Genomic DNA, 25,548 nt, shown 5'->3' with positions numbered 1-25,548 from the left:
TAACGCCTTGTTTACCACGTTGGGCGAAATGTGCGCATGTCGGTCACCCGTGGTTATCCTGTAGCGAATTTTTCACGGTTTTTCGAAGCGCGGGTGAAAACCCGGGAAGCCCGTCTTCCTCCGCGGCAAAACCGCCCGGCTCGCTTCGTTCCCGACAGGACTTTGGGAAACCGGCCTTTGGCCGGCCATTCTGAACACGGGCGCATCGATGAACAGCAAGCGGTCCTATCTCGATACACTCAACGCCGGCAGGCAACGCCGGCCGCAGCCCTCGCTCGAAGAACTGAACCGCTCGCTCGAAACGCTGGAGCAGCGGCTGGACCGGACGCGCGCCGACATGCCCGATCACCCCGACCTGCGGCGGCCGGTCGAGCCGCGTTATCCAAGCACGCAGCCTTACGGCCAGCCGCGCTGGTACGAGGATACCTATTCCGCGCAAAGGCCGCTGGACCGGCCGCAGCAGAATCCGGCACCGCAAAATCCCGGCCCGCAGAACCAATGGCCGCAAAATCGCGCCCCGCAAAATCCGACGCCCGCCGCGCCCGCCTTCGGCCAGAGCTACCAGGCGATCGCGCGTGACATCGACCGGGTGCGCGGCCAGGAAGACAGCGTCGCCATGGTCGGCAAGATCGCCGTCGAACTGCGCGGCCTGCGCGAGGAACTGCGCCACCAGATGACCGTCGGCCTGCAGCGCGAATTCGAAGCGTTCCGCCAGGACATCGATCGCGCCATGCAGGCCAACAGCCACGGCGGCGCTCCGTCGAGCGGCATGCCCGACAAGAGCAGCGCCGAGCTCGGCCTCGAATTCGAGCGGCTTTCGGGAGCCATCCAGACGCTCGCCGAAAAAAGCGACGACCGCAGCGTCAACTTGCTGCGGCTGGAACTGGAACAGGTGAAGGGCGCGCTGGACACGCTGGCGCGCGAGGAAAGCCTGCAGAAGGTCGACCGCCGTTGGGACGACTTCGATCGCCGCTGGAGCGCCTTCGAGGACCGCGTCGACGCCGACCAGCGCAAGCGCGCCGAAGGCCCGAGCCTTTCGGTGCTGACCGATCGGCTCGAACAGATCAGCAGCGCCGTCAGCAACCTGCCGGAATCGCTTTCGCTGCGCTCGCTGGAGGAGAAGGTGCGCACGCTTGCCGGCGCGGTCGACCGTTTCGCCGGCCAGCAGACCGCGCGCGGCGGCGAGACGCTCGCGATGATCGACGAGCGGCTGGATGAGATTTCGCGCGCCATCGTCGCGTCGACGGTGGCCGCGCAGGCCAATGCCTTCGATCCCGAAAGCTTCGGCCGGATCGAGAAGCGCATGGCCTCCCTGGCGATTCAGATCGAAGAGGTCGCACAGTCGCGGCCTGGAGCGGAAGTTCTGGATCGCCTCAGTCTCCTGTCCAGCCGTGTGGATCAACTGGCCGGCAGGGCGGACCTGCCCGAGCAGGCCATGGAGCGGCTCGGCAAGCAGATCGCCTTGATCACCGACAAGATGGACCGCGCGCCGGCGATGCCAGATGCCGACCAGATCTTCCAGGGCCTTGAGCAGCGCTTCGATGCGCTGTCAATGCTGCTTGAGCGCCGCCAGGGCGATGCGATCGAACAGGGCAATATGCTGTTCCGCGATCTCGAGCGTCGGCTGGACGAGGTCGCGGACAGGCTTGACCAGCGCATGCGCCGGGATGAGAGCGCCGGCATCATGGAGGCGATCGACGCCCGCTTCACCGCTTTGGCCAAGCGCATCGAGACGCGCACGCCCGATCCCGCCAACGAGATGGCGATCCGGGGGCTGGAAAGCCGGCTCGAGGACATTTCCAGCCGGCTGGAATCGTCCGCGCAGCAGGTCGCGGGCATCGATCCGGCACTGATCCGCAGCCTGGAAGCGCAGGTCGCCGGCCTGTCGGCGCATCTTTCCAAGCCGGGCACGCCGCTGCCCGAGTTCGAAGACATAAGCCCGCGCCTCAACCAGATCGAGAAGTCGCTGGCCGGCACGCGCGATTCCATCCTGAGCGTGGCGCGCGAGGCGGCCGAGAGCGCCGTCAAATCGCTTTCCGACTCGACGTCCAGCACGGCCCAGACCAACGCGACCGCCGTTGCCGGCCTCGCCCAGGATCTGAAGACGCTCGAGGCGCTCACCCGGCGCTCCGACGAGCGCAACTCGCGGACATTCGAGGCGATCCACGATACGCTGCTGAAGATCGTCGACCGGCTGGGCTCGCTGGAAACGAGCGAGGCCAGCGAAGCGGTCAGCGAGCTGGTCGATCCGCAACCGGCCGGCAAGCGCGGCGGCCGCGGCGGCAAGATAGCGGTGCAGGACGCGCCTTCGATGGACATCGACCAGCCGCTGCCGCTCACGGGAGACATGGCCAGCCTGGAAGGCCGCGCGGCGGCGATCATGCGCGATGAGCCAGATGCGCCGCGCACGCCGGCGGAAGCCGCGGCCGCAGCGGCCATGGCAGCGCTCGGACCGGACGTGATCGGCGACAAGAGCGAGACGGCCGGCCGCAGGAAATCGATGTTCAGCGGCCTGGCGCGCGCCTTCAAGGGCAAGAAGGATGCGGATACGCAGCCGCTTGCCGGCTCGGCGCCGGTGGGCGACGTGCCAAGCGTCGACATCGATGAGCCGCTCGACCCCAAGGCCGCCAACCGGCCCTTGGAACCAGGTTCCGGCGCGCCGGACCTCAACGCCATCATGAAGCGTGTGCGCGACGAGCGTGGCGGCCAGCCGGCCCGGCGCGCCGAGGGCGACGCCGCCAAGTCCGATTTCATCGCCGCGGCCCGCCGCGCGGCCCAGGCCGCCGCTGCGGAAGCCGACACGCTGAAGCGGCAATCGACCATGACCGGCCCGGTGAAGGCGCTGAGGATAGGCGACCTGCTCAAGGCGCGGCGCAAGCCGATCCTGATGGCGGCGGCGGCGATCATGATGGCGCTGGCGGGCCTGCAGCTGGGCAAGGCCTTCTTGGCCGATCCCGTCGAAACGGCCAACAACCAGCCCGCCCCGATCGTCTCCACGCAGACGGTCGATACGGCTTCGCTCGATGCCACAGCCGCACCGAAGGCCGACACGGACACCGCGCAGGCCGAAAGCACCCCGGCACGCTCCGTCAGGCAGGCAGAGCCCGTCAAGGACGCGGCGCCGGCCGCTTCCTTCCCCGCAAGTCCTGAAGCTGCCACCGCCATGCCGGCCGAACCGACGCCCGCGCCAGTGGCGCCTGCCGCGCCGGCGCCGGCCCCGATGGCGTCGGCGACGCCGTCCGAACCTGCCGCAGCCGCCACCGCGACGGACACGGATGGCGACACGCAGCCGATGGCCAAGGCCCCGGAGACGGCCAGCCCCGCAGCCGGGAGCGCCCCCGCCGGCGCGCCGGCTGTCACCTCCGCCGACACGACAGGCGCCGTGCCGCCCGCGGCAAGCCAGACGGCCGCGGCCAAATTCGACATTCCCTCCGAAATCGGTCCGGTGGCGCTGCGCGACGCGGCCGCCGGCGGCGACGCCAAGGCGCTGTTCGAGATCGGCTCGCGCTACGCGGAATCGCGCGGCGTGAAGGAAGACATGAAGGCAGCCGCCAAATGGTATGAGCAGTCGGCCGAGCTCGGCTTCGCGCCGGCCGAATACCGTATCGGCAATTTCTACGAAAAAGGCATCGGCGTCGCGCGCGACATCAAGAAGGCCAAGACCTACTATCAACTCGCCGCCGAACAGGGCAACGCCAGCGCAATGCACAATCTGGCGGTGCTGTTCGCCATGGCGGCGGACGGCGTGACCGACAATGAATCGGCGACGCACTGGTTCCAGGAAGCCGCCGACCTCGGCGTCAAGGACAGCCAGTTCAACCTCGGCATCCTGGCCGCCAAGGGCGTCGGCATGAAGCAGGACCTGGAAGAATCCTACAAATGGTTCGCGCTGGTGGCCAAGACCGGCGACAAGGACGCCGCCGCCAAGCGCGACGAGATCGCCAACGCTTTGCGGCCCGAGCAGCTCGAGCGGGCGCGCGCGGCCACGGAATTGTGGAAGGCCAAGCCGCTCAACGCGGCCGCCAACTCGGCCGACGTTCCGGAGTCCTGGCAGGACAGCGCACCGCAGACCACCGCCAGCATCGACATGAAGAAGGCGGTGAAGAACATCCAGCTGATCCTCAACAAGAACGGCTATGACGCCGGCGGCGCCGACGGCGTGATGGGCGGCAAGACCAAGACCGCCATCATGGCCTTCCAGACCGACAACAAGATGAAGCCGACCGGCGAGATCGACGCGCCGCTCGTCAAGGCGCTCCTGGCAAAGAAATAACGGCAGCCGCGTCGCATACGCGACGCCTTGCCACACATTTGCCTGTTAACTGATTGAGATGGTTTTTGTTTCGGCGCGGCGGCGGGGGTTGAACCCGCCGCCGCGCCGTCGCAAGAAAAAATTGGCTTTTCGGTGCTTTATTGTCCGGGGACGGCACTTTGGGCCGACAGACAAACTGATCGAGACAGACGGGTGGGCATCTATCTCCCGATCGCGGAAATTTCCGTCAACGTCTTCGTGCTGCTGGCGATGGGCGCGGCGGTGGGATTCCTGTCGGGCATGTTCGGGGTCGGCGGCGGCTTCCTGATCACCCCGCTCCTGATCTTCTACAACATCCCGCCGGCGATCGCCGTCGCCACCGGCGCAAACCAGGTCATCGCCTCCTCTTTCTCCGGCGCGCTTTCGCATTTCAAGCGCGGCACGCTCGATTTCAAGCTGGGGGGCGTGCTACTGGCCGGCGGCATCGTCGGCTCGACGGCCGGCATCTTCGTCTTTGCGCTGTTGCGCCGCCTCGGCCAGTTGGACCTGTTCATCTCGCTGCTCTACGTCGTGCTGCTCGGTACCGTCGGCGGACTGATGCTGGTCGAGAGCGTCAACGCGCTGCGCGCCAGCCGCAGCGGCGCGGCGCCGGTGCTCAAGAAATCCGGACAGCACAACTGGATCCACCGGCTGCCGTTCAAGGTGCGCTTCCGCGCCTCGAAGCTCTTCGTCAGCGTCATCCCGGTGCTCGGGCTCGGCGCCGGGATCGGCTTCCTGTCGTCGATCATGGGCGTCGGCGGCGGCTTCATCATGGTGCCGGCGCTGATCTACCTGCTCAAAGTGCCGACCAATGTCGTCATCGGCACCTCGCTGTTCCAGATCATCTTCACCTCGGCCTATACGACGCTGGTGCACGCCACGACCAACCAGACGGTCGACGTGATCCTGGCCTTCCTGCTGATGGCCGGCGGCGTCGCCGGCGCGCAATACGGCGCCAAGGCCGGCCAGAGGCTGCGCGGCGAACAGTTGCGGGCGCTGCTGGCGATGCTGGTGCTGGCCGTCGCCATCCGCCTTGCCGTCGATCTCTTCGTGACGCCGCCGAATCTTTATTCGCTTTCCGCCGCGGGCCTGAACTGATGGCGGGACTGAGAGCATTCGCAACCGCCGCCTCGTTGTCGATGCTCTTTGCCCTTTCCCCGGCAACCGCGCAAACGCCGCTTGCCGAAAGCATCCAGATCGGCCTGTCGACAGACGCCGTTTCGATCACGGCGGGTTTCTCCGGCGCCGACCTGACCATCTTCGGATCGCTGGAAAATCCCGATCCGCTGGTCGCGCGCCAGGGGCGCTATGACGTGATCGTCGTGCTCGAAGGCCCGCCACGCCCTGTTGTCGTTCGGCGCAAGGACCGGGTGCTCGGCGTCTGGGTCAACTTGGACTCGGAGACGTTCGAGAATGTGCCGGTCTCCTATTCCGTCGCGACGACGCGCCCGTTGCAGGACATCGCCGAGCCTGCCAAATACAAGCAGCTCTCGCTCGGCGCGCAGAACCTCTATATGAAGCCCGCCGACGAGACCGACAGCCCGGCAACCATCGAGGAATTCACGGCCGCGCTACGCGACCGCAAGGCGGCGACGGGCCTCTACAGCGAAAATGTCGGCGGCGTGCAGTTCCTGTCGCAGAACCTGTTTCGCGCCACCGTGCGGCTGGCGCCCAATGTTCCGGTCGGGACCCATAAAGCCCGCGCGTTCCTGTTCAAGAGCGGCATGTTCGTCAAGGAAAGCTCGGCCCAGCTCGAAATCCGCAAGTCCGGTTTCGAGCAATCGATCTTCCGCGTCGCGCACGACTATTCCTTCCTCTATGGCGTGTTCGCGATATCGCTCGCCATGCTGACCGGCTGGCTGGGCCGGCTCATCTTCCGCAAGGATTGATACCCGCGGGAAAAATGGGAAGACCCATTTTCCTGTGAAAAGAGGGTTTCCCTTTTCCCGGTTTTGCGATACATCGCCGCCTCCCAGCCCTAGGGACAAGCACACACATTTCGATTTTCGGCAGAGCGTCCGGCTTTCCGGACGACGGCGCGCTTCGCGTCGTCGGCAACCCTGCCCCAGGCAACGACAGGAGGCTGCGATGCGATCGGCATTCGGCGGCATCGATTTCGGCACGTCCAATTCCACCGTTGGCGTGATCCGCGACGGCCGGGCGCGACTGGTGGCGCTGGAAGGCGAGCAACCGACCTTGCCAAGCGCCGTGTTCTTCAACTTCGAGGACGGCTACACCTATTTCGGCCGCCGTGCGATCAGCGACTACACCGACAGCATCGAAGGGCGTCTGATGCGCTCGCTGAAGAGCGTGCTCGGCAGTTCGCTCGCCAATGAAAAGACGCGCATCAAGGCGCGCCAGATCGGCTTCATCGACATCATCGGGCTGTTCATCGATCATCTCAAGAAGCGGCTGGAAGAGGACGCAGGCGGTCCGGTCGAAAGTGTCGTGCTTGGCAGGCCCGTGCAGTTCGTCGACGACGACACGGCCGCCGATGCGAAGGCGCAGGGCGAGCTTGAAAAGGCGGCGCGCGCGCAGGGCTTCAAGCACATCGCTTTCCAGTTCGAGCCGATCGCGGCGGCGCTCGATTACGAGCAGAAGGTCGCCCGCGAGGAGCTGGCGTTGATCGTCGACATGGGCGGCGGCACATCCGACTTTTCGATCGTGCGGGTCTCGCCGGAGCGCGCTCGCTCGACCGACCGCAAGGCCGACATCCTGGCCAATCGCGGCGTCCATATCGGCGGCACCGATTTCGACCGGCTGCTCAGCATCGCCCATGTCATGCCCAAGCTCGGCTATCTGACACGGACCAAGGACCACAAGCGCAACCTGCCGGCGGCCTATTTCATCGACCTGGCAACCTGGCAGCGCATCAACCTCGTCTACACAGCCAAGGCAATGAACGACCTGCGGCAGATCCGCTACGAGGCCGAGCGGGCCGACCTTGTCGACCGCTTCATCCATGTCGTCGAGCACCGCTACGGCCATGCGATGGCCGGCCTGGTCGAAAGGGCGAAGATACTGCTGACAGACCAGTCTCCCGCCGAAGTGAAGGTGTCGCTGCCCGGCGCGCGCTTCGCGGCCGAGATCACGCGCGCGGGCCTCGAAGAGACCATTGCCGGCGACATCGAACGCGTGGCCGCGACGGTCAAACAGACGATCGCCGATGCCGGCGTTGATGCCTCGGCCATCACCGCCGTGTTCCTCACCGGCGGCTCGACCGCCATCCCGCTGGCGAAGCGGCAGATTCTTTCCCTGGTGCCGCAGGCCGCCGTCATCGAAGGCGACATGTTCGGCTCGGTCGGCCTTGGGCTGGCGCTCGATGCGCAGCGGAAATACGCGTGAGGGCTGGAGGGGACTAAGACGCCGGCCGCTTCGTCATCCACGGGCGGAGCAAGGAACGAAGCGACGCGGCGCAGACCCGAGGATCCATTCTGTGACGTATAAGCGCCGCTGCGATGCAGAATTCTGGTCCGGTGCACTCCACGTCGAAGGTCACGGAATGGATCCTCGGGTCTACGCTCCGCTTCGCGTCGCTCCGCCCGTGGATGACGACGTTCGGAGGCTTCGGACAATCGCGAACGTTCGCGATGATCAGCATCCCAAGAACATAGTCCGGGTGCCGCCTGGGCTCAGCCGACCTTTCCGCCCAGATGCGCCTTCAGCGCCATCTGGGCGAGGCTCGCCTGGCGGTCGCGGTGCGTGATCATGGCGAAGTCGCGCTTCGGCAATTCGACCGGCACGGCCCTGAGGCTGCCCTCCGCCAGGGAGCGCGCGACGACGAGTTCCGAGATGATCGTCGCCCCCGCGCCGGCCTCGACGGCCTGACGCACGGCCTCGTTGCTGGGCAGGACGAGGAAAATCTGCAATTCCGCCGGCGGAACCCCCTGACTGAGCGCGAAATCCTCCAGCGCCTCGCGCGTGCCCGACCCGCCTTCCCGGATGATCCAGCGCAGCGCCCTGATGTCGAGGTTTCCCGCCCGCGTCATCGGAATCTCGGGATGCGAGCGCGCCACAACCAGCATCGGGCGGTCCTCGTCGACCGTGACGCGGCGCAGGATGTCGGACTCGGTGCGGCCCTCGACCAGGCCGAAATCGGCGCGGCCGTCCAGCACATTGGTCTCAACCTGCCTGGTGTTGCCGATCGTCACGCTCAGCTTCACGGCCGGATAGGCTTCGTGGAAGGCAGCCAGGCGACGCGGCAGCCAGTAGCTGGCGATGGTCTGGCTCGCCGCGATCGACAGGCTGCCGGCGACGGTCTGCGAGACATCCTCCAGAACGCCGCGGGCAGCGGCGGCGCGATCCAGGACCGCCTTGGCCTCCGGCAGGAAGCGATGGCCGGTCTGCGCCAGTTCGATGTTGCGGCCAACCCTGTTGAACAGGCGCACGCCATGCTGGCTTTCGAGCGCGCGGATGGCGGCCGAGGCCGCCGACTGCGAGATGCCGAGCCGCTCGGCGGCCTTGGTCATATGGCCGTGCTCGGCGACGGCGACGAAGATGCGCAACTGGTCGAGAGTCATGGCGCAACTAAGAAGCAAAATCGATCGGAATTACAAGAGCCGCTTGTTAGACGCATCAATGGCTTTGTTCTAAGTTTTTGCCTGAAGTTGGAAAAAATTGGTCGCCAGAGACCAAGAGTGGGAAATGATAGGGCGCTTCAAATCCCTGTTCGCGCATTGGAACCGCCGTCTGAAGCGGCGGCTCGCCGGCGAGCGCTATCATCCTGAACTCCATTACATGCGCGGCCCGGGACCCAAGACGAAGGCCAAGATGGCGAACGGCAAGAGCGTTCGCGGATCATGAGCAAAGCCGCGCCGCGCGGCGCCAATTCCGCCTCCTCGCAGCGGCCGCTGGCCGACAGCCGAGCGCCGGACGAGGGCGACGGCGTCGAGACCTCGCCAAGCGTCTCCGACCGCACGGCCAAGACCACCTGCTACATGTGCGCCTGCCGCTGCGGCATCGACGTCCACATCAAGGACGGCAAGGTCCGCTACATCAACGGCAACAAGGACCATCCGGTGAACCGCGGCGTGATCTGCGGGAAGGGCAGCGCCGGCATCATGCAGCACTACAGCCCAGCGCGGCTGCAGAAACCACTGCTGAGGACCGGGCCGCGCGGCTCGGGCGAGTTCCGCGAGATCGAGTGGGACGAAGCGCTGACCATCGCCACCGAAAGGCTGTCGGCGATCCGGCGCACCGACCCGAAAAAACTCGCCTTCTTCACCGGACGCGACCAGTCGCAATCGCTGACCGGCTGGTGGGCCTCGAAATTCGGCACGCCCAATTTCGCCGCGCATGGCGGCTTCTGCTCCGTCAACATGGCGGCCGGCGGGCTCTACACGATCGGCGGCTCGTTCTGGGAATTCGGCGAGCCCGACTGGGACAACACGAAATACTTCATGCTGTTTGGCGTCGCCGAGGACCATGATTCCAATCCGATCAAGATCGGCCTCGGCAAGCTCAAGGCGCGCGGCGCCAAGGTGGTTTCGATCAACCCCTGCCGCACCGGCTACAACGCGATCGCCGACGACTGGATCGGCATCAGGCCGGGCACCGACGGGCTGTTCGTGCTGGCGCTGGTCCATGAACTGCTCAAGGCCGGCCGCGTCGATCTCGACTACCTGCTGCGCTACACCAACGCGTCTGCGCTGGTCGTGCAGGAGCCGGGGGCCGCCGATGACGGGCTGTTCGTTCGCGACGTGGACGGCAACCCGCTTGCCTGGGACAGGGCGGCCAAGCAACCGGTCAATGCGGCCGACCCCGAAGCAAAGCCAGCGCTGACCGGCTGCCATGAGGTCGGCGGGCAGCGCTGCGTGCCTGTCTTCCAGCTCATCGCCGAACGCTATCTCGACGAGACGTATTCGCCGGACGCCGTGGCGGAGCGCTGCGGCGTCAGCGCGGAAACGATCCGGCGCATCGCGGCGGAGCTGGCGCATGTCGCCTTCGAGCAGACGATCGAACTGCCGATAGCCTGGACCGACTGGGCGGGCCGGCGGCACGAGACGATCAAGGGACGGCCTGTCTCGATGCATGCCATGCGCGGCATCTCGGCCCATTCCAACGGTTTTCATACCTGCCGCGCCATCCATCTGCTGCAGGTGCTGCTCGGCACCGTCGATGTCCCCGGCGGCTTCCGCTTCAAGCCGCCTTATCCGCGCCCAGCGCCGCCGGGGCCGAAGCCATGCGGAAAAAGCGTTCGGCCGATGACGCCGCTCGACGGCATGCCGCTCGGCTTCGTCTGCGGACCGGACGATCTTCTCGTCGACGACGCCGGCCAGCCCACCCGCATCGACAAGGCCTATTCCTGGGAAGCCCCCCTGGCCGCGCATGGGCTGATGCACTCGGTCATACGCAATGCCTGGGCCGGCGATCCTTATCCGATCGACACGCTGATGATGTACATGTCGAACATGGCGTGGAACTCGTCGATGAACACCGTCGAGACGATTGCCATGCTGACCGACAAGGACGAGGCCGGCGCCTACAAGATCCCCTTCATCATCTATTCCGACGCCTATTATTCCGAGACCGTGCCCTTCGCCGACCTAGTGCTGCCCGACACCACCTATCTCGAGCGGCACGACTGCATCAGCCTGCTCGACCGGCCGATCAGCCATGCCGACGGGGCCGCCGACGCCATTCGCCATCCGGTGGTGCAGCCTGACCGCGACGTGCGGCCGTTCCAGTCGGTGCTGATCGAGCTCGGCGCGCGGCTTGGCCTGCCAGGCTTCGTCGACGAGGACGGTTCGGCCAAATACAGCTGTTATGCCGACTACATCGTCAACCATGAGCGCACGCCCGGCATCGGCCCTTTAGCCGGCTGGCGCGGCAAGAATGGCGGCATGATCGGCAGGGGCGACGTCAACCCCGACCAGTTGCAGCGCTACATCGACAATGGCGGCTTCTGGCATCACGATTTCTCCGACGACCAGCGCTATTACAAAATGGGCAACCGCGCCTATCTCGACTTCGCCGTCGAGATGGGTTTCATCCCCAAGGCCGAGCCTATTGTCTTCCAGCTCTACTCGGAGCCGATGCAGCGGTTCAGGCTTGCCGCGCGCGGCCATGGAAAAGTGCAGCCGCCGGACGCCGAACGCGGCCGCATCGAAGCCTATATGGACCCGCTGCCATTCTGGTACGCGCCCTTCGAGGACGACGCCGTCGACCTCGAAAAATATCCGCTGCATGCGCTGACGCAGCGGCCGATGCACATGTACCATTCCTGGGGCTCGCAGAATGCGTGGCTGCGGCAGATCACCAGCCAGAACAGGCTGTTCGTCCATCACCGGACGGCCGCCGGTCTCGGCTTTGCCGACGATGACTGGGTGTGGATCGAGAGCATCAACGGCCGGGTGAAAGGCCAGATCAAGCTGATCGACGGCGTGAATCCGGACACGGTGTGGACCTGGAACGCGGTCGGCAAGCGGCGCGGCAGTTGGGGCCTGAAGGACGACGCGGCGGAGAGCAATCGCGGCTTCCTGCTCAACCACATCATCGGCGACCAGACATCGGCCGACGCCAGCGGCAGGCGCTATTCGAACTCCGATCCGGTCACCGGCCAGGCGGCGTGGTTCGACGTGCGCGTGCGCATCGTCAAATGCGCGGCGGACGAAGCCGGCTTCACCGAGCCGCAATTCGAGCGTTTCCGCCAGCCGCCGCATTTCGAACCTTCGCCCGAAGTGCTTCGCTTCGGCGCCGCGTTTCGCATGAACAGGGAAGCCGCCGAATGACCTGCCTTCCGGCCCGGACCGATAAGAAGCTCGGCCTCGTCATCGACCTCGACACCTGCGTCGGTTGCCAGGCCTGCGTGACCGCCTGCAAGGAATGGAACACCGGCGGGCACATGGCGCCGCTGACCGACATCGACCCCTATGGCGGCCATGCCGACGGCGTCTGGTTCAACCGCGTGCACGCTTATGAGCACACCACTGAGATGGGCGGCCGCACCGTCAACTTCCCGCGCTCCTGCCTGCATTGCGAGACGCCGGCCTGCGTCACCGTGTGCCCGACCGGCGCCTCCTACAAGCGCGCCTCGGACGGCATCGTGCTGGTCGACGAGGATAAATGCATCGGCTGCAAATTGTGCAGCTGGGCCTGCCCCTATGGCGCGCGCGAGTTCGACACCGACGTCGGCGTCATGAAGAAATGCACGCTCTGCGTCGACCGCATCTACAATGACAATCTGGCCGAGGAGGATCGCGTGCCCGCCTGCGTTGCCGCTTGCCCGACCAGCGCCCGGCATTTCGGCGATCTCGGCGATCCGGCTTCGGCGATCTCGCAGCTTGTCGAGGAACGTGGCGGCGTCGCGCTGATGCCGGAGCTTGGCTACAAGCCGACCAACAGATATCTGCCGCCGCGTGCCCGCAGCGAGCGGGCGGCGAAGGTGGACGCACCGGCACTGGAGCCGATCAAGGCCGAGGGCGGCTTTCTCGGCTGGATCGACCGCATGCTTTCGAACTGACCGAACATGCATCCCGCTTTCTCGGTCGTCTTCTTCACCACAGCCACAGGGGCCGGCTACGGCCTGCTGGCGCTGCTCGGCCTGCTTGGCGGGTTGGGGTACATCCCAGCCGATTTCTGGCTGGGCTTTGTCGGCATGGGGTTGGCGCTCGGCCTGATCGCGGCCGGATTGCTGTCATCGACTGGCCATCTCGGCCGGCCCGAGCGGGCTTGGCGTGCTTTCTCGCAATGGCGCAGTTCCTGGCTGTCGCGCGAAGGCGTGGCGTCGGTCGCTACCTTCGTTCCGGCTTGTATGTTCGGCATCGGCTGGGTGTTTCTCGGCCGCAACGGTGGCTGGGTGGCGATCGCCGGCCTGCTGGCGGCGGCCGGCGCGGTGACGACAGTCTGCACGACGGGCATGATCTACGCCTCGCTGAAGCCGATCGCGCAGTGGCATAGCCGCTATACTTTGCCGGCTTATCTCATCTTCGCAGCGATGACCGGAAGCGTTCTCGCCAACGCTTTGCTCCAGGGGTTCAAGCTGGGTTCAACGGCGGTGCTGATCGCGGTTCTGCTTGCCACGCTCGCCGGCTGGACCTGGAAGCTTGCGACCTGGCGCTACAACGACCGGTTGGAGATCCCGACCACGGCCAACACGGCGACTGGCCTCGCCGGCGGCACGGTGCGGTCGATCGAATGGCCGCACACCGAAGAAAATTATCTGCTGAAGGAAATGGGCTTCCGCATCGCCCGCAAGCACAGCGCCAAGCTGAGGCGGATCGCCCAAGGCCTGGCTTTCATCGCGCCGGCTGTCCTGCTTGCCGTCGCGTTCGCCTTGCCGTGGCCCTTCGTGGCGATTGCGTCGGCGCTCGCGGCTATGTCCCAGCTCGCCGGCATGCTCGTCGAGCGCTGGCTGTTCTTCGCCGAGGCGAAGCACACGGTCACGCTTTACTATGGCAGATAAGGCGTCCTATTGTTCCCCCCGGTAGGCTGCTGGATTATTTTTGAAAGATACCTTGAAACTGGATATCGGTAATGATCGTCATTGGCTTTAGCTTGACGAAGCATTTTGCTCGCGGAATTTTCTTGGCGGGCGTTTTGTGTTTTTCTTCTCAAAATTCCCTTGCAGGCGCGCAGGAAGCTGACGCTGCATTCCACGCTAAGAATTATGTGGACGCCTTCAATGAATGGGAGAAGGTTGCCAAGACCGGCGATCCCGTTGGCGAATACAATACCGGCTTTATGTATTCCGAGGGCCTGGGTGTGCCGTTGGACTATTCCAAGGCGGCCGAGTGGTGGGCCAAAGCAGCGGCGCAGGATTTTCCGACAGCCGAACTCGGTCTTGGCCTCTTGTACTCGTCCGGCAGAGGGGTTGCTCAAGACGATGCTCGGGCAGCTGAACTGTACCGCAAGGCTGCAGTTAAAGGCTTAGCCAAAGCTCAGCAATATCTTGGAGAGTTGTACTTTTTCGGCAAAGGACTACCTCAGAGCGGTACGGACGCGGTTTTTTGGTGGACCAAGGCCGCAGAGCAGGGTGAAGCTTCTGCGCAAGTAAATCTTGCGACCGCCTATCTCAATGGAGATGTGATTGAAAAGGATTTTAATTTGGCTTTTTTTTGGTATGAAAAGGCGGCAAAGCAAAATAGCGGGAAAGCGCAGTTCAATTTGGGCATAATGTACTTGAAGGGGGTTGGCACCGAGAAAAACTTGGAGCTTGCCACCCAATGGCTCAAACGCTCGGCCGCGCAAGGATACGTTGGTGCGCAAGGGGCGCTCGATCGAATACAGACAGCCCTTAAGAAAACTTGAATCGGCGAACCAAGCGACCTCAGCCCGGCCGCAGCATCGAGCCGGAAATGGCGAAGATGCGCTCGGCGCCGAGCATATAGGCCATCAATGTTTCCAGCCGGAACAGGCCGGAATAGGCGCGGTCGAGCACGTTGAGCGAGCCGGTATAGGCGCCGAAGGCCGGCATGATCATGCGGCCGCCGTCGCCGGCGAAGCAGCGCCGCCTGACGGAGCGGCCGCGCTGGACGATGCGCGCGCAAGGGTGGAGATGGCCGGCGATTTCGCCCTCTACCCACGTCTTCGACGGCTCATGACGGAAGAGCAGCGAGCCGATGGCGAGTTCCTTGACGGTCTCGCCCGGCAGGTCGGCGGGAGCATCCGGGTCGTGGTTGCCGGCGACCCAGAACCAATCGCGGCTGGCCATCATCGCTTCCAGGCGCTCGCGGAAGCTCTGGTGCATGCGCCCGGCACCGCCGCCGTCGTGGAAGGAATCGCCCAGGCTGAGGACGATCCGCGGCTGGTAGTCGGCGATGACCGCCTGCAACCGCAGCAAGGTGGCGCCCGTGTCGTAAGGCGGGATCAGCGCGCCGCGCCTGGCAAAGGACGAGCCCTTTTCGAGATGCAGGTCAGAGACGGCGAGCAGCCGCAGGTCGGGGAAATAGAGCACGCCGCGCCGATCGCAGACCGCGCGCTCGCCGGCGATGCCGACAAGGTCGGCCTCGGCGATCAGCGTTGCGCGCGACAGCGAAAAATTCATCCCCTCCAGGCCTTCTTTCAGTCCGCCATTTCCGGCCCCATGGCCTCTTCGACGAGGGTGGCGGCATCCATTAGCAGTGTTTCGTCCGCCTCGCCATTCACCGGCATCTTGCCGATTTCAAGCATGATCGGCACGGCCAACGGCGATATCTGCTCGAGATTCTTATGCATGATTCGACCGCGGATGCGCGAGAGCATCTCGGCAAGTCTGCTGACATCGAGCAACCCGGTCGCGGCATCGGTACGGGTGGCCTGCAGCAGAATATGGTCGGGTTCATGGCTGCGCAGCACGTCATAGATCAGGTCTGTCGACACAGTGACCTGGCGACCGCTTTTTTCCTTGCCTGGGTGGCGCTTTTCGATCAGGCCGGAAATCAGCGCGCAGTTCCGGAAGGTGCGCTTCAGCAGCCAGCTGTCGGCAAACCAGGCTTCGAGGTCATCCCCAAGCATGTCCTGATCGAACAGTGTGGCCAGCGACGGTTTCCTGTTCTCGAACATCCAGCCCATGTCGGCCAGCGACCAGATGGCCAGCGCATAGTCGGTGGCGACGAAGCCGACCGGCTTGGCTCCCACACGATCGAGCCGTCGCGTGAGCAGCATGCCGAGCGTCTGATGCGCAAGCCTGCCTTCGAACGGATAGGCGACGAGGTAATATCGGTTACCGCGTGGAAAAGTCTCGATCAACAGATCGTCGCGTTTCGGCAGCACCGACTTGTCCGCCTGGAACCGCAGCCAATCCGCGACCTGCTCGGGCAGCTTCTTCCAGCGTTGCGGGTCGTCGAGCATGGCCCGCACCTGCTCGGCCAGGTAAGTCGAAAGCGGGAATTTGCCGCCGCCGTAATAGGGAACTTTCGCATCGCTGCCGGGCGCGTTCGAGACGAAGCACTCGTTCTCGCGGATGCCTTCGAAGCGCAAGATCTTGCCGGCGAACATGAAGGTGTCACCGTGGGTCAAGGTCTCCAGAAACGCTTCCTCGATCTTTCCCAACATCCTGCCGCCGCGCGAGGCCGCTCCCCTGCTGCCGGCCTGGACGTAGCGAACGTTGAGCGCCGGCACTTCGATGATGGTGCCGACATTCAGCCTGTATTGCTGGGCGACACCCGGATTTGAAACCCGCCACAGGCCTTCCTTCGTCTGCCGGATGCGGGCATAGCGCTCGTAATTTCTCAGCGCGTAGCCGCCGGTGGCGACGAAGTCGATGACCCGGTCGAATGTCGGCCTGTCCAGGCTGGCGTAGGGTGCGGCCGTCCTTACCTCTTCGAACAACGCATCGGCATGGAACGGCGCCCCACAGGCGCAACCCAGCACATGCTGCGCCAGCACATCGAGCCCGCCATCGACCAGCGGCGGCGTGTCCTGCGCGCCGAGATAATTGGCGTCGAGCGCGGCGCGACATTCCAGAACCTCGAAGCGGTTGGCGGGAATAAGGATCGCCTTCGACGGCTCGTCCATACGATGGTTGGCACGGCCGATGCGCTGCGCCAGGCGGCTGGCGCCTTTCGGCGCACCGACATGCACGACCAGATCCACGTCGCCCCAGTCGATGCCGAGGTCCAAGGTGGATGTAGCGACAATGGCGCGCAACGCGTTTTCACCCATGGCCTTCTCGACGCGGCGGCGCTGAGCGACGTCCAGCGAACCGTGATGGAGCGCGATCGGCAAAGTGTCTTCATTGACGCGCCAAAGCTCCTGGAACAAAAGCTCGGCCTGGCTGCGCGTATTGACGAACAGCAGCGTGGTCTTGTGCCGCTTGATCTCGCGATAGATCTCGGGAGTGGCGTAGCGGGCCGAGTGCCCGGCCCAAGGCACCCGTTCTTCTGAATCGAGGATTGATATCTCGGGCTTGGCACCGCCCGTGACGACGATGAGCTCGGACATGGCGCCGGGAGAAGCCTGACTGACCAGCCAACGCCGCAATTCGTCCGGCTCGGCCACGGTGGCCGACAGGCCTATGGTTTGCAATCCGGGCACAAAGGCGCGCAGCCGCGCCAGGCCAAGTGCCAGCAGATGCCCGCGCTTGGAGGTGACCAACGAATGCAGCTCATCGAGCACGACATAGCGCAAATCCTCGAAGAAGCGCCTGGCGTCGTTCGAGGCGATCAGCAGCGCGAGTTGCTCGGGCGTGGTGAGCAGGATGTCGGGCGGTACAAGCTTTTGCCGCTGGCGCTTGTGCGAAGGCGTGTCGCCGGTGCGCGTTTCGATGGTGACGGGCAGTCCGATCTCCTCGACCGGCTTGCCGAGATTGCGCTCGATGTCGACGGCCAGAGCCTTGAGCGGCGAGATGTAGAGCGTGTGGATGCCGCGATGCGCCTGGCCTGGTTTTCGCTTGGGACGGTTGGCGAGCTCGGTCAGCGACGGCAGGAAGCCGGCCAATGTCTTGCCGGCGCCGGTCGGGGCGATCAGCAGCACCGATTGACCGCTTTGAGCCTTCGCCAGCAGCTCGAGCTGATGGACGCGCGGCGACCAGCCCTTTTCGCCGAACCATCTGACGAATGGCTCAGGCAGCAGGACAGCGGCATTCTGCTCGGCAAGGCGCGGCTGCTCGGTCACGCGCAAGAGGTAGCGCGGCGGCGCGCAATCGCCAAGGAAAATCGGAACAAAAGGGGATCAGTTTCCTCGCCCCGTTACGGGGAGAGGATGCCGGCAGGCAGGTGAGGGGCTGCACCAACGATCGGAGGTCGGCTTGGTCAGCGCGAGCAATCGCAGGTTCGCGCTGCCCCTCGTCCGCCCTTCGGGCACCTTCTCCCCGTGAACGAGGAGAAGGAAAGATCAGGGCCTGCGAAACCCCGTCGGGCCGCCATAGAGGTAGCCGATGCGATCGACCGCCTCTTTCAGCCCCTCGCGCGAGACCAGCATGGTGTGGCCATTAGCGTGGATCATGTCGCGAGCGTCGGTCATGATCGCGACGTGGCCTTTCCAGAAGACGAGGTCGCCGCGTTGAAGTCCGGCAAAGTCCGGACCCGGCTCGAACGGCGTGCCGACCGATGCCGCCTGCATGTCGGAGTCGCGCAGCACTTGCCTGCCGGCCATGCGCATTGCCAACTGCACAAGCCCGGAACAGTCGATGCCGAAGCCGGAGACGCCACCCCAGAGATAGGGGGTCCCCAGGAAGGTTTCTGCGACGGTGACGTAGTCCTCGGCCCGCTCGGCGATCAGCCGCAGATGGCCGGCGATGATCGCCTGGCCGGAGGGCAGCAACGCATAATGCGTGCCGCGCGTTTCGGCCGAACCAGTCACGGCCACGGTCGAGCCCATCGACAGCTGCCCGCTTGTCGGAAAGCGCAGATCCGGTCCCGGATAGAGGAAGGTGCGCGGCACGCATACGATGTGAGTCGGCGCATGGTCGCGCGCGCCAATCAGACTATCGGCCACATAGCCGACATAGCCGTCGCGTTCGGCCTGCACCCAAGCCCAGCCTTCGGCATCCTCGAACACCAGCACGTCGTCGCCGAACAGCGCCTGTGTGTTCACGCCCGCATCCGGGCGCGGCGCCTTGCGCAGATCGGCGACCGACACCGTGACCCGCGCCGGGCGGCCGGTGACGAAGCGGTCGGCGGCGACCTCGCCCTTCAGCCTCGCATCGGCAAGGTCGGAGCGGAAGGCATGAAGGCGGGCATCCCTGGCAGTCAAATCGATAAATCCAGTCAAATTCTTTGTTGGAGCATGATCTTATCCGAAAACCGGTTCCCACTTTTCGGGATCATGCTCTAGATGGGCAATTCATGCGCGCGGGCGACGATACCATCGCCGAAGCGCTCGACAAAGAGCGCGCCTTCCACCGTGCGCCGGATCAGCACGTTGCGCTTGTCGAGCTCGTCGCGGTGGCGCGAGACCAGCATCAGCGCGCCCATCGTGTCCAGCGCCCGGGTGATGACCGGCTTGGTGACGTTGAGCTTGGCGGCCAGCCCGCGCACGGTATGGGGCGGCGGATCGAGGTAGATGGTGAACAGGATCGCCGTCTGGCGCATGGTGAGATCCGGCACGCCGTCGCGCACCTGGGCCAGCATCACCTGCTGCCACAGTCGCAAGGCCTGGCTCGGGCGCATCGAGATCGACATCGCCCAAGCATGCCGGCAAATTGTTTCGGTTCCGTTTCAGTGACGATTTGTTTGTTCGACCATGATCTTATCCGAAAACCGGTCCCCACTTTTTGCTGCGCTGACCTCCGGTTCGATGATCTAGCCAAAGCGATTGGCGATGACGCGCTCCAGCGCGCGAATGCCTTGCGCCTCGCCGCCGGTCAGGCCGTAGGAGCGGTCGGCCGGGTTCCAGGCGAAGATGTCGAAATGCGCCCAGCTGTGGGTCTTCTCGACGAAGCGCTTGAGGAAAAGGGCCGCAGTGATCGATCCGGCAAAGCCGTCAGTCGTCACATTGTTGATGTCGGCGATCCTTGAGGAAAGCTTCGCATCGTAGGGGCGCCACAAAGGCATGCGCCAGAGCGGATCCTCGACCGCGACCGATGCCTGGGCCAGATCGGCGGCAAGCGTCTCGTCAGCGGTGTAGAAAGGCGGCAAATCGGGCCCCAGCGCGACGCGGGCGGCACCGGTCAGCGTCGCCATGTCGATCAGCAAAGCGGGCTGTTCCTCATCGGCCAGCGCCAGCGCGTCGGCCAGGATCAGCCTGCCTTCGGCGTCCGTGTTGCCGATCTCGACCGTGATGCCCTTGCGGCTGCGCAACACGTCGCCGGGCCGGAAGGCATTGCCGGCGATCGAATTCTCGACGGCGGGGATCAGCACGCGCAGCCGGACATTGAGTTTCGCCGCCATGATCATGGCGGCGAGGCCCAGCACGTTGGCGGCGCCGCCCATGTCCTTCTTCATCAGAAGCATGCCCGACGACGGCTTGATGTCGAGGCCGCCGGTATCGAAGCAGACGCCCTTGCCGACCAGCGTCACCTTCGGCGCATCGCCCGGCCCCCAGCTCATGTCGATCAGCCGCGGCGCGCCGGTCGAGGCCCGGCCCACGGCGTGGATCATCGGGAAGTTCCGCGCCAGGAGATCGTCGCCGTGGATCACGGCGATATCGGCGCCATGGGCGGCCGCCAGCTTGCGGGCGGCTTCTTCCAGCTCGACCGGACCGAGGTCGCTGGTCGGCGTGTTGACGAGGTCGCGCGCGAGGAACACGCTGTCGGCGACGCGGCGGACATGCGCGGCGTCGACGCCGTCGGGAAGCGCAAAGCGCAGAGCCTTGCCGGGCTTCTTGCCGTAGCGTGTAAAGACATAGCCGCCCAGGACAAGCGCGAGCGCCGCGAGTTCGGGCTGGGCCGGGCCCGACGCGAAATGCCAGTCGCCTTCCGGCAGCGCCCTTGCGAGCGCGCCGAGGGCAAGGGCGCTGTCGCCGTCGCCGATACCAAACAGCGCGCCGGCAAGGCCGCCGCCCTCGCCCGGCAGGGCCAGCGTGCGCCCTGCCTCGCCGGAAAAACCGTTGGCCCTTGCCCAGGCGATAGCGGGCGGCGGCAACGCCGCGGCTTCAAGGGCGTCCTTTGCCACCAGAAAGACAGGCAAGGCGGCTTCCGGCTTCTGCTCGACAAGTTCGACAGGCATGCAATGATCTCCGGCCGAGCTGCTGAGTCGGCGCTTCTTAACGGTCCGTTAGGGTTAACAGAATATTTCTGCGGGAGGGAAGACGGCCAGCCAATGGCCGCACAGGAATGGAGACCGGGCGCCGATGCCTACCAAAGCGTTGAACCTTACAGCCAAGCGTCTGATCACCACGGCTTTCATGGCGGCGCTGGCGGCCAGTGTGGCCGGTTGCGGCAGCACCAGCAAGTTCACTACGGGTTCCATCTCGCGCTCCGACAGCAGGCCGCTGGAAACGATGTCGTCCAGCGAATTGCGTACCGCCACGTCCAGGCTCGGCCAATCCTACGCCCGCAGTCCGAACGACAAGCGCATCGCGATGAACTTCGCGGCGGCGCTGCAGATGGACGGCGACGCCGACCAGTCGCTGGCGGTGATGCGCAAGCTGGCGATCGCCTATCCCAAGGATCGCGAGGTGCTTGCGGCCTATGGCAAGGCGCTTGCCGCCAACGGCCAGTTCGAGCCGGCCCTCGATGCCGTGCGGCGCGCGCAGACGCCCGAATATCCGGACTGGAAGCTGGTCTCGGCGGAAGCCGCCATTCTCGACCAGATGGGACAGAAGGACGAAGCGCGGCAGGACTATCGCAAGGCGCTGGAGTTGAAGCCGAACGAGCCCTCGGTGCTGTCCAATCTCGGCATGTCCTATGTGCTCGAAGGCGACCTGCGCACGGCGGAAACCTATATGCGCTCGGCCGCGCAGCAGCCTGGTGCCGACAGCAGGGTGCGGCAGAACCTCGCGCTGGTCGTCGGACTGCAGGGCCGCTTCGACGAGGCCGAGAAGATCGCCTCGCAGGAACTGTCGCCCGAACAGGCGCAGGCCAACGTCGCCTATCTGCGCCAGATGCTTGCCCAGCAGAATGCCTGGAGCCAGTTGAAGGATCAGGACAAGGACAAGGCGAAAGTCGCCACGAACTGACGGACGCTGCCAAGCGCCGACCGCTTCGACAATGAAAAAAGCCGCGCGGGGGTCCGCGCGGCTTTTTTCATCGATGCGTACGGCCCGCCTACTGGCTGGAGGAGCTGTGCTGGTCGCCGAAGATGCCGCGCTGGCTGACCTGGATGCCGGCCGGACCCAGGATGATGGCGAACAGAACCGGCAGGAAGAACAGGATCATCGGCACGGTGAGCTTTGGCGGAAGTGCGGCGGCCTTCTTCTCGGCGGCGTTCATGCGCATGTCGCGGCTTTCCGAGGCGAGCACGCGCAGCGCGTGCGCCACCGGCGTGCCATAGCGTTCGGCCTGGACCAGGGCCTGCGACACCGACTTCACCGATTCCAGGCCGGTGCGGCTTGCCAGGTTCTCATAGGCGATCTTGCGATCCTGCAGATAGGACAGCTCTGCATTGGTGAGCACGAATTCCTCGGCAAGCGCCACCGACTGCGTGCCGATTTCGTCGGCAACCCTGCGCAAGGCCGCTTCCACCGACATGCCGGATTCCACGCAGATCAGCATCAGGTCGAGCGCGTCCGGCCAGGCCAGCTGGATCGACTGCTTGCGCTTGGTCGCGCGGTTGTTGACATAGAGGATCGGCGTGTAGAAGCCGCCATAGGCGACAACGACACAGACGAACAGCTTGATGAAAGCCGGTTGCTGCGGCAGGCCGCCGAGCACGAACAGATAGATGGCCGCCAAGGCAAAACCGACGAATGGCAGGACCAGGCGAAAGAAGAGAAAACGCGTCAGCGGGTTCTGGCCGCGGAAGCCCGCGACCTTGAGCTTCTGGATCGTGCTTTCATCGGCAAGCGCGCGCCTCAGATCCAGGCGGTCGACGATGTTGCGCATGCCGATGGACTGTTCCTCGCGCAGGCCCTTGCGACGGCGGTCGGCCTCGTTGGCCAGTCGCGTACGCTGCTCGGCGCGCAATTTGTCGCGTTCGAGCGCCACGCTCTTCATGCGCGACTTGAGCGACGTGCCGCCGAACGCCGGCATGAGCGTGAAGACGGTCGCGAACACGGCAATGCCGACCAGCATCGCGATCAGGAAGGAAGGGTCGGTGAGTGTTTTGACGACCTGCTCTGTCACTGGATCCGCCCCCCTAGACTTCGAAGTTCATCATCTTGCGCATCACCAGGATGCCGATCGACATCCACACACCCGAGCAGCCGAGGATCAGGTTGCCGACGTTGGTGGTGAACAGCGGCATGATGTAGTTCGGGCTCGACAGATAGACGAGGAAGGCGACGACGAAGGGCAAGGCGCCGATGATGACGGCCGATGCCTTGGCTTCCATCGACAGCGCCTGGACCTTGGCCTTCATCTTCTTGCGGTCGCGCAGGACGCGCGAAAGGTTGCCCAGCGCCTCGGACAGATTGCCGCCGGCCTGTGACTGAATCTGGATGACGATGCCGAAGAAGCCGGCCTCGCTGCACGGCATCGTCTCCGTCATGCGCATGGCGGCGTCGGGCACCGACATGCCCATCTGCTGGGAATCGACGATGCGGCGGAATTCGGACCGGACCGGTTCGGGCGATTCGTTGGCGATCAGGCGGATCGCATCGTTGAGCGGCAGGCCGGACTTGACCGCGCGCACGATGATGTCGAGCGCGTTCGGAAATTCTTCCAGGAAGGCCTTGACGCGACGTGTGCGGCGAAACGACACGAACCAGCGCGGCAGGCCGAGGCCGCCCACCAGCAGGGCACCGGGCAGAGCCCATAGAGGCGCGCCGAGGAAAAAGAGAACGGCCGTCAGGATGATCCCGCAGACAGCGGAATAGATATAGAAACGCTCGATCGGAACCTGCATGCCGGCTTGGCGGATCTGAGTCTTCAGCGGCGGTTTCTTGACGTTGCGATCGTTGGTCTTCTGTTTCTCGTCGAGTTGCTTCAGCGAGTCCTGGACGTTTTTTCGCCGCTTGACCGCTTCCGCTGCGCGGTCGCGCGTCGCTTTCACCACCGACCGGTCGGTTTCGGCTGTCTTGACGGTCTGAAGCCGCTTGCCGGCCTGCTTCTCGTTGTCGATGCGCGTGAACAGAAAAGCATAGGCCACCGCACCGGCGCTGAAGCCGGCAAGCACGATGAAAGCCAGTACGGTGGTGTCAATTCCGAACATCGACCTGGATCCCCAGGGCATTTCGCCGTTCCAATGAAACGGCGAACCGACCTATGTCTTCGTTTAGACGCAATTCCGGGCGGAAAACCGCTTCACACTTTTCCTGGAATTGCTTCAGACCTCCAGCTGCATCAGTCAGCGCGTTTCTCCATCGCCTCGAGCGCGTTGGCGAGGCGCTGTTCCTCGCCATAATAGCGGGCGCGGTCCCAGAAATGCGGACGGCCGATGCCTGTCGACACGTGCTCGCCGACCAGCCGGCCGCCGGCGTCTTCACCCTTGATGTTGTAGAGCACAAGATCCTGGGTGATGATGACGTCGCCTTCCATGCCGACCACCTCGGTGATGTGGGTGATGCGGCGCGAGCCGTCGCGCAGGCGGGCCGCCTGGATGATCACGTCGATCGAGCCGACGATGATCTCGCGCACCGTGCGCTGCGGCAGTGAATAACCGCCCATGGCGATCATCGATTCCATACGGTTGAGGCATTCGCGCGGGCTGTTCGAGTGGATCGTTCCCATCGAGCCGTCGTGACCGGTGTTCATCGCCTGCAGCAGGTCGAACACTTCCGGTCCGCGCACCTCGCCGACGATGATCCGCTCCGGCCGCATGCGCAGGCAGTTCTTGACCAGATCGCGCATGGTCACCTCGCCCTCGCCCTCGAGATTGGGCGGCCGGGTTTCGAGACGGACCACATGTGGCTGCTGCAGCTGCAGTTCCGCCGAATCCTCGCAGGTGATGACGCGCTCCTCGCGGTCGATATAGTTGGTCAGGCAGTTGAGCAGCGTCGTCTTGCCGGAGCCTGTGCCGCCCGAGATGACGATGTTGCAGCGGACACGCCCGATAATCTTGAGAACCTCCGCGCCTTGCGGCGAGATGGCGCCGAACTTGACCAACTGGTCCAGCGTCAGCTTGTCCTTCTTGAATTTGCGGATGGTGAGCGCAGTGCCGTCGATCGACAGCGGCGGCGCGATGACGTTGACGCGCGAGCCATCGGGAAGGCGCGCGTCGCAGATCGGGCTCGATTCATCGACGCGGCGGCCGACCTGGCTGACGATGCGCTGGCAGATGTTGAGCAGCTGCTGATTGTCGCGGAAGCGCACACCGGTCTGCTCGACCCTGCCGTTGACTTCGATGTAGACGTTCTTGGAGCCGTTGACCATGATGTCGGCGATGTCGTCGCGGGCAAGCAGCGGCTCCAGCGGTCCATAGCCCAGAACGTCGTTGCAGATGTCCTCGAGCAGTTCTTCCTGCTCGGAGATCGACATTGCGAAGTTCTTGATCGCGATGATGTCGTTGACGATGTCGCGGATTTCCTCGCGTGCGCTCTCGGGATCGAGCTTGGCGAGCTGCGACAGGTCGATCGTGTCGATGAGTGCGGAGAAAACCTGGCTCTTGGTGTCGTAATAGGTTTCCGAGCGCTCGCGCTGGACCTTTCTTGGCGGCTCCGGCGCCATAGGCGGCGGCTCGACAGGACGGCGCGCCGGCGGGGCGACGGGCGGGCTGGAGGTCGGCGCAGCCGGCCGCTCGGCCGTCATCGTCCCCGTCGAAGCGGGCGCGGCGGGAGCAGCTGCCGGCGGACGGAATTCGGGCGTTGCCCGGCTGCCGTCGTCTTTGCCTCTTTTACCAAACATGATCGACTACCCGATG

Annotated in this window: 19 protein-coding genes; 9 read left to right on the top strand and 10 right to left on the bottom strand. The window is 64.8% G+C overall.

What is annotated here, in order from left to right; translation table 11 throughout:
* Positions 1-208 precede the first annotated feature (208 nt).
* The 4 genes from FJ424_RS23395 to FJ424_RS23380 all read left to right on the top strand — a co-directional run bounded on the left by FJ424_RS23395 (position 209) and on the right by FJ424_RS23380 (position 7,636).
* Positions 209-4,273, top strand: coding sequence for an SEL1-like repeat protein (locus tag FJ424_RS23395; RefSeq protein WP_140659419.1), 4,065 nt, complete (start codon positions 209-211; stop codon positions 4,271-4,273).
* A 192-nt stretch (positions 4,274-4,465) separates the two neighbouring features.
* Positions 4,466-5,389, top strand: a complete 924-nt coding sequence (locus FJ424_RS23390; protein WP_140659420.1) for a sulfite exporter TauE/SafE family protein — start codon at positions 4,466-4,468, stop codon at positions 5,387-5,389.
* Positions 5,389-6,180, top strand: a complete 792-nt coding sequence (locus FJ424_RS23385) for a TIGR02186 family protein (RefSeq protein ID WP_140659421.1) — start codon at positions 5,389-5,391, stop codon at positions 6,178-6,180. The genes FJ424_RS23390 and FJ424_RS23385 overlap by 1 nt, the downstream gene beginning before the upstream one ends.
* 199 nt (positions 6,181-6,379) lie before the next feature.
* On the top strand, positions 6,380-7,636 hold the full coding sequence (locus FJ424_RS23380) for an Hsp70 family protein (protein ID WP_140659422.1): 1,257 nt from the start codon (positions 6,380-6,382) through the stop codon (positions 7,634-7,636).
* Positions 7,637-7,923: 287 nt separating this feature from the next.
* Here the strand turns inward: FJ424_RS23380 and FJ424_RS23375 are convergent, their stop codons facing one another.
* A complete protein-coding gene (locus FJ424_RS23375; RefSeq protein ID WP_140656313.1) occupies positions 7,924-8,811 on the bottom strand; it encodes a LysR family transcriptional regulator in 888 nt (295 codons plus the stop codon).
* 55 nt (positions 8,812-8,866) lie between these two features.
* Positions 8,867-9,013, bottom strand: a complete 147-nt coding sequence (locus tag FJ424_RS33685) for a hypothetical protein (RefSeq protein ID WP_181182103.1) — start codon at positions 9,011-9,013, stop codon at positions 8,867-8,869.
* A gap of 77 nt (positions 9,014-9,090) precedes the next feature.
* On the opposite strand from FJ424_RS33685, the gene FJ424_RS23370 reads away from it, so the two are divergent.
* The 4 genes from FJ424_RS23370 (at position 9,091) to FJ424_RS23355 (ending at position 14,539) form a co-directional block, all read left to right on the top strand.
* Entirely contained in the window at positions 9,091-12,021 is a 2,931-nt protein-coding gene (locus FJ424_RS23370; RefSeq protein WP_140656310.1) for a molybdopterin oxidoreductase family protein, read from the top strand.
* Positions 12,018-12,752, top strand: a complete 735-nt coding sequence (locus FJ424_RS23365; RefSeq protein ID WP_140656308.1) for a 4Fe-4S dicluster domain-containing protein — start codon at positions 12,018-12,020, stop codon at positions 12,750-12,752. The genes FJ424_RS23370 and FJ424_RS23365 overlap by 4 nt, the downstream gene beginning before the upstream one ends.
* Positions 12,753-12,758: 6 nt before the next feature.
* Positions 12,759-13,694, top strand: coding sequence for a DmsC/YnfH family molybdoenzyme membrane anchor subunit (locus tag FJ424_RS23360; RefSeq protein WP_140656305.1), 936 nt, complete (start codon positions 12,759-12,761; stop codon positions 13,692-13,694).
* A gap of 71 nt (positions 13,695-13,765) precedes the next feature.
* Positions 13,766-14,539 carry a tetratricopeptide repeat protein gene (locus FJ424_RS23355; RefSeq protein ID WP_140656302.1) on the top strand — a complete coding sequence of 258 codons (774 nt, stop codon included), beginning with the start codon at positions 13,766-13,768 and terminating at the stop codon, positions 14,537-14,539.
* 19 nt (positions 14,540-14,558) lie between these two features.
* On the opposite strand, the gene pdeM is transcribed toward FJ424_RS23355, so the two are convergent.
* The 5 genes from pdeM to FJ424_RS23330 all read right to left on the bottom strand — a co-directional run bounded on the left by pdeM (position 14,559) and on the right by FJ424_RS23330 (position 20,817).
* The gene (gene pdeM, locus FJ424_RS23350; RefSeq protein WP_140656299.1) at positions 14,559-15,275 is read right to left on the bottom strand and encodes a ligase-associated DNA damage response endonuclease PdeM; all 717 of its coding nucleotides are present in this window, start codon (positions 15,273-15,275) and stop codon (positions 14,559-14,561) included.
* Between the two features lie 17 nt (positions 15,276-15,292).
* Positions 15,293-17,824 carry a ligase-associated DNA damage response DEXH box helicase gene (locus tag FJ424_RS23345; RefSeq protein ID WP_140656297.1) on the bottom strand — a complete coding sequence of 844 codons (2,532 nt, stop codon included), beginning with the start codon at positions 17,822-17,824 and terminating at the stop codon, positions 15,293-15,295.
* 219 nt (positions 17,825-18,043) lie between these two features.
* Complete coding sequence (locus FJ424_RS23340; RefSeq protein ID WP_140656294.1) at positions 18,044-18,904, bottom strand: NlpC/P60 family protein; 861 nt, start codon at positions 18,902-18,904, stop codon at positions 18,044-18,046.
* Positions 18,905-18,981: 77 nt separating this feature from the next.
* The gene (locus FJ424_RS23335) at positions 18,982-19,332 is read right to left on the bottom strand and encodes a MarR family winged helix-turn-helix transcriptional regulator (protein ID WP_140656292.1); all 351 of its coding nucleotides are present in this window, start codon (positions 19,330-19,332) and stop codon (positions 18,982-18,984) included.
* 120 nt (positions 19,333-19,452) lie between these two features.
* Positions 19,453-20,817, bottom strand: a complete 1,365-nt coding sequence (locus tag FJ424_RS23330; RefSeq protein WP_140656289.1) for a leucyl aminopeptidase family protein — start codon at positions 20,815-20,817, stop codon at positions 19,453-19,455.
* A gap of 124 nt (positions 20,818-20,941) precedes the next feature.
* Between FJ424_RS23330 and FJ424_RS23325 the strand changes: the two genes are divergently transcribed.
* A complete protein-coding gene (locus FJ424_RS23325; RefSeq protein ID WP_140656286.1) occupies positions 20,942-21,769 on the top strand; it encodes a tetratricopeptide repeat protein in 828 nt (275 codons plus the stop codon).
* Between the two features lie 88 nt (positions 21,770-21,857).
* On the opposite strand, the gene FJ424_RS23320 is transcribed toward FJ424_RS23325, so the two are convergent.
* The 3 genes from FJ424_RS23320 to FJ424_RS23310 form a co-directional block, all read right to left on the bottom strand.
* Complete coding sequence (locus FJ424_RS23320) at positions 21,858-22,874, bottom strand: type II secretion system F family protein (protein ID WP_140645301.1); 1,017 nt, start codon at positions 22,872-22,874, stop codon at positions 21,858-21,860.
* Between the two features lie 13 nt (positions 22,875-22,887).
* Entirely contained in the window at positions 22,888-23,901 is a 1,014-nt protein-coding gene (locus tag FJ424_RS23315) for a type II secretion system F family protein (RefSeq protein WP_140645302.1), read from the bottom strand.
* Between the two features lie 131 nt (positions 23,902-24,032).
* Positions 24,033-25,532 (bottom strand): CpaF family protein, encoded by a 1,500-nt coding sequence (locus FJ424_RS23310; protein ID WP_140656283.1) that lies wholly within the window; start codon positions 25,530-25,532, stop codon positions 24,033-24,035.
* Between the last annotated feature and the right edge of the window lie 16 nt (positions 25,533-25,548).

This window comes from Mesorhizobium sp. B3-1-8, assembly GCF_006439495.1.
Classification (GTDB): Bacteria; Pseudomonadota; Alphaproteobacteria; order Rhizobiales; family Rhizobiaceae; genus Mesorhizobium.
The sequence above is the reverse complement of the archived record's forward strand: the minus strand, read 5'-3'. Positions and strand labels throughout refer to the sequence as shown.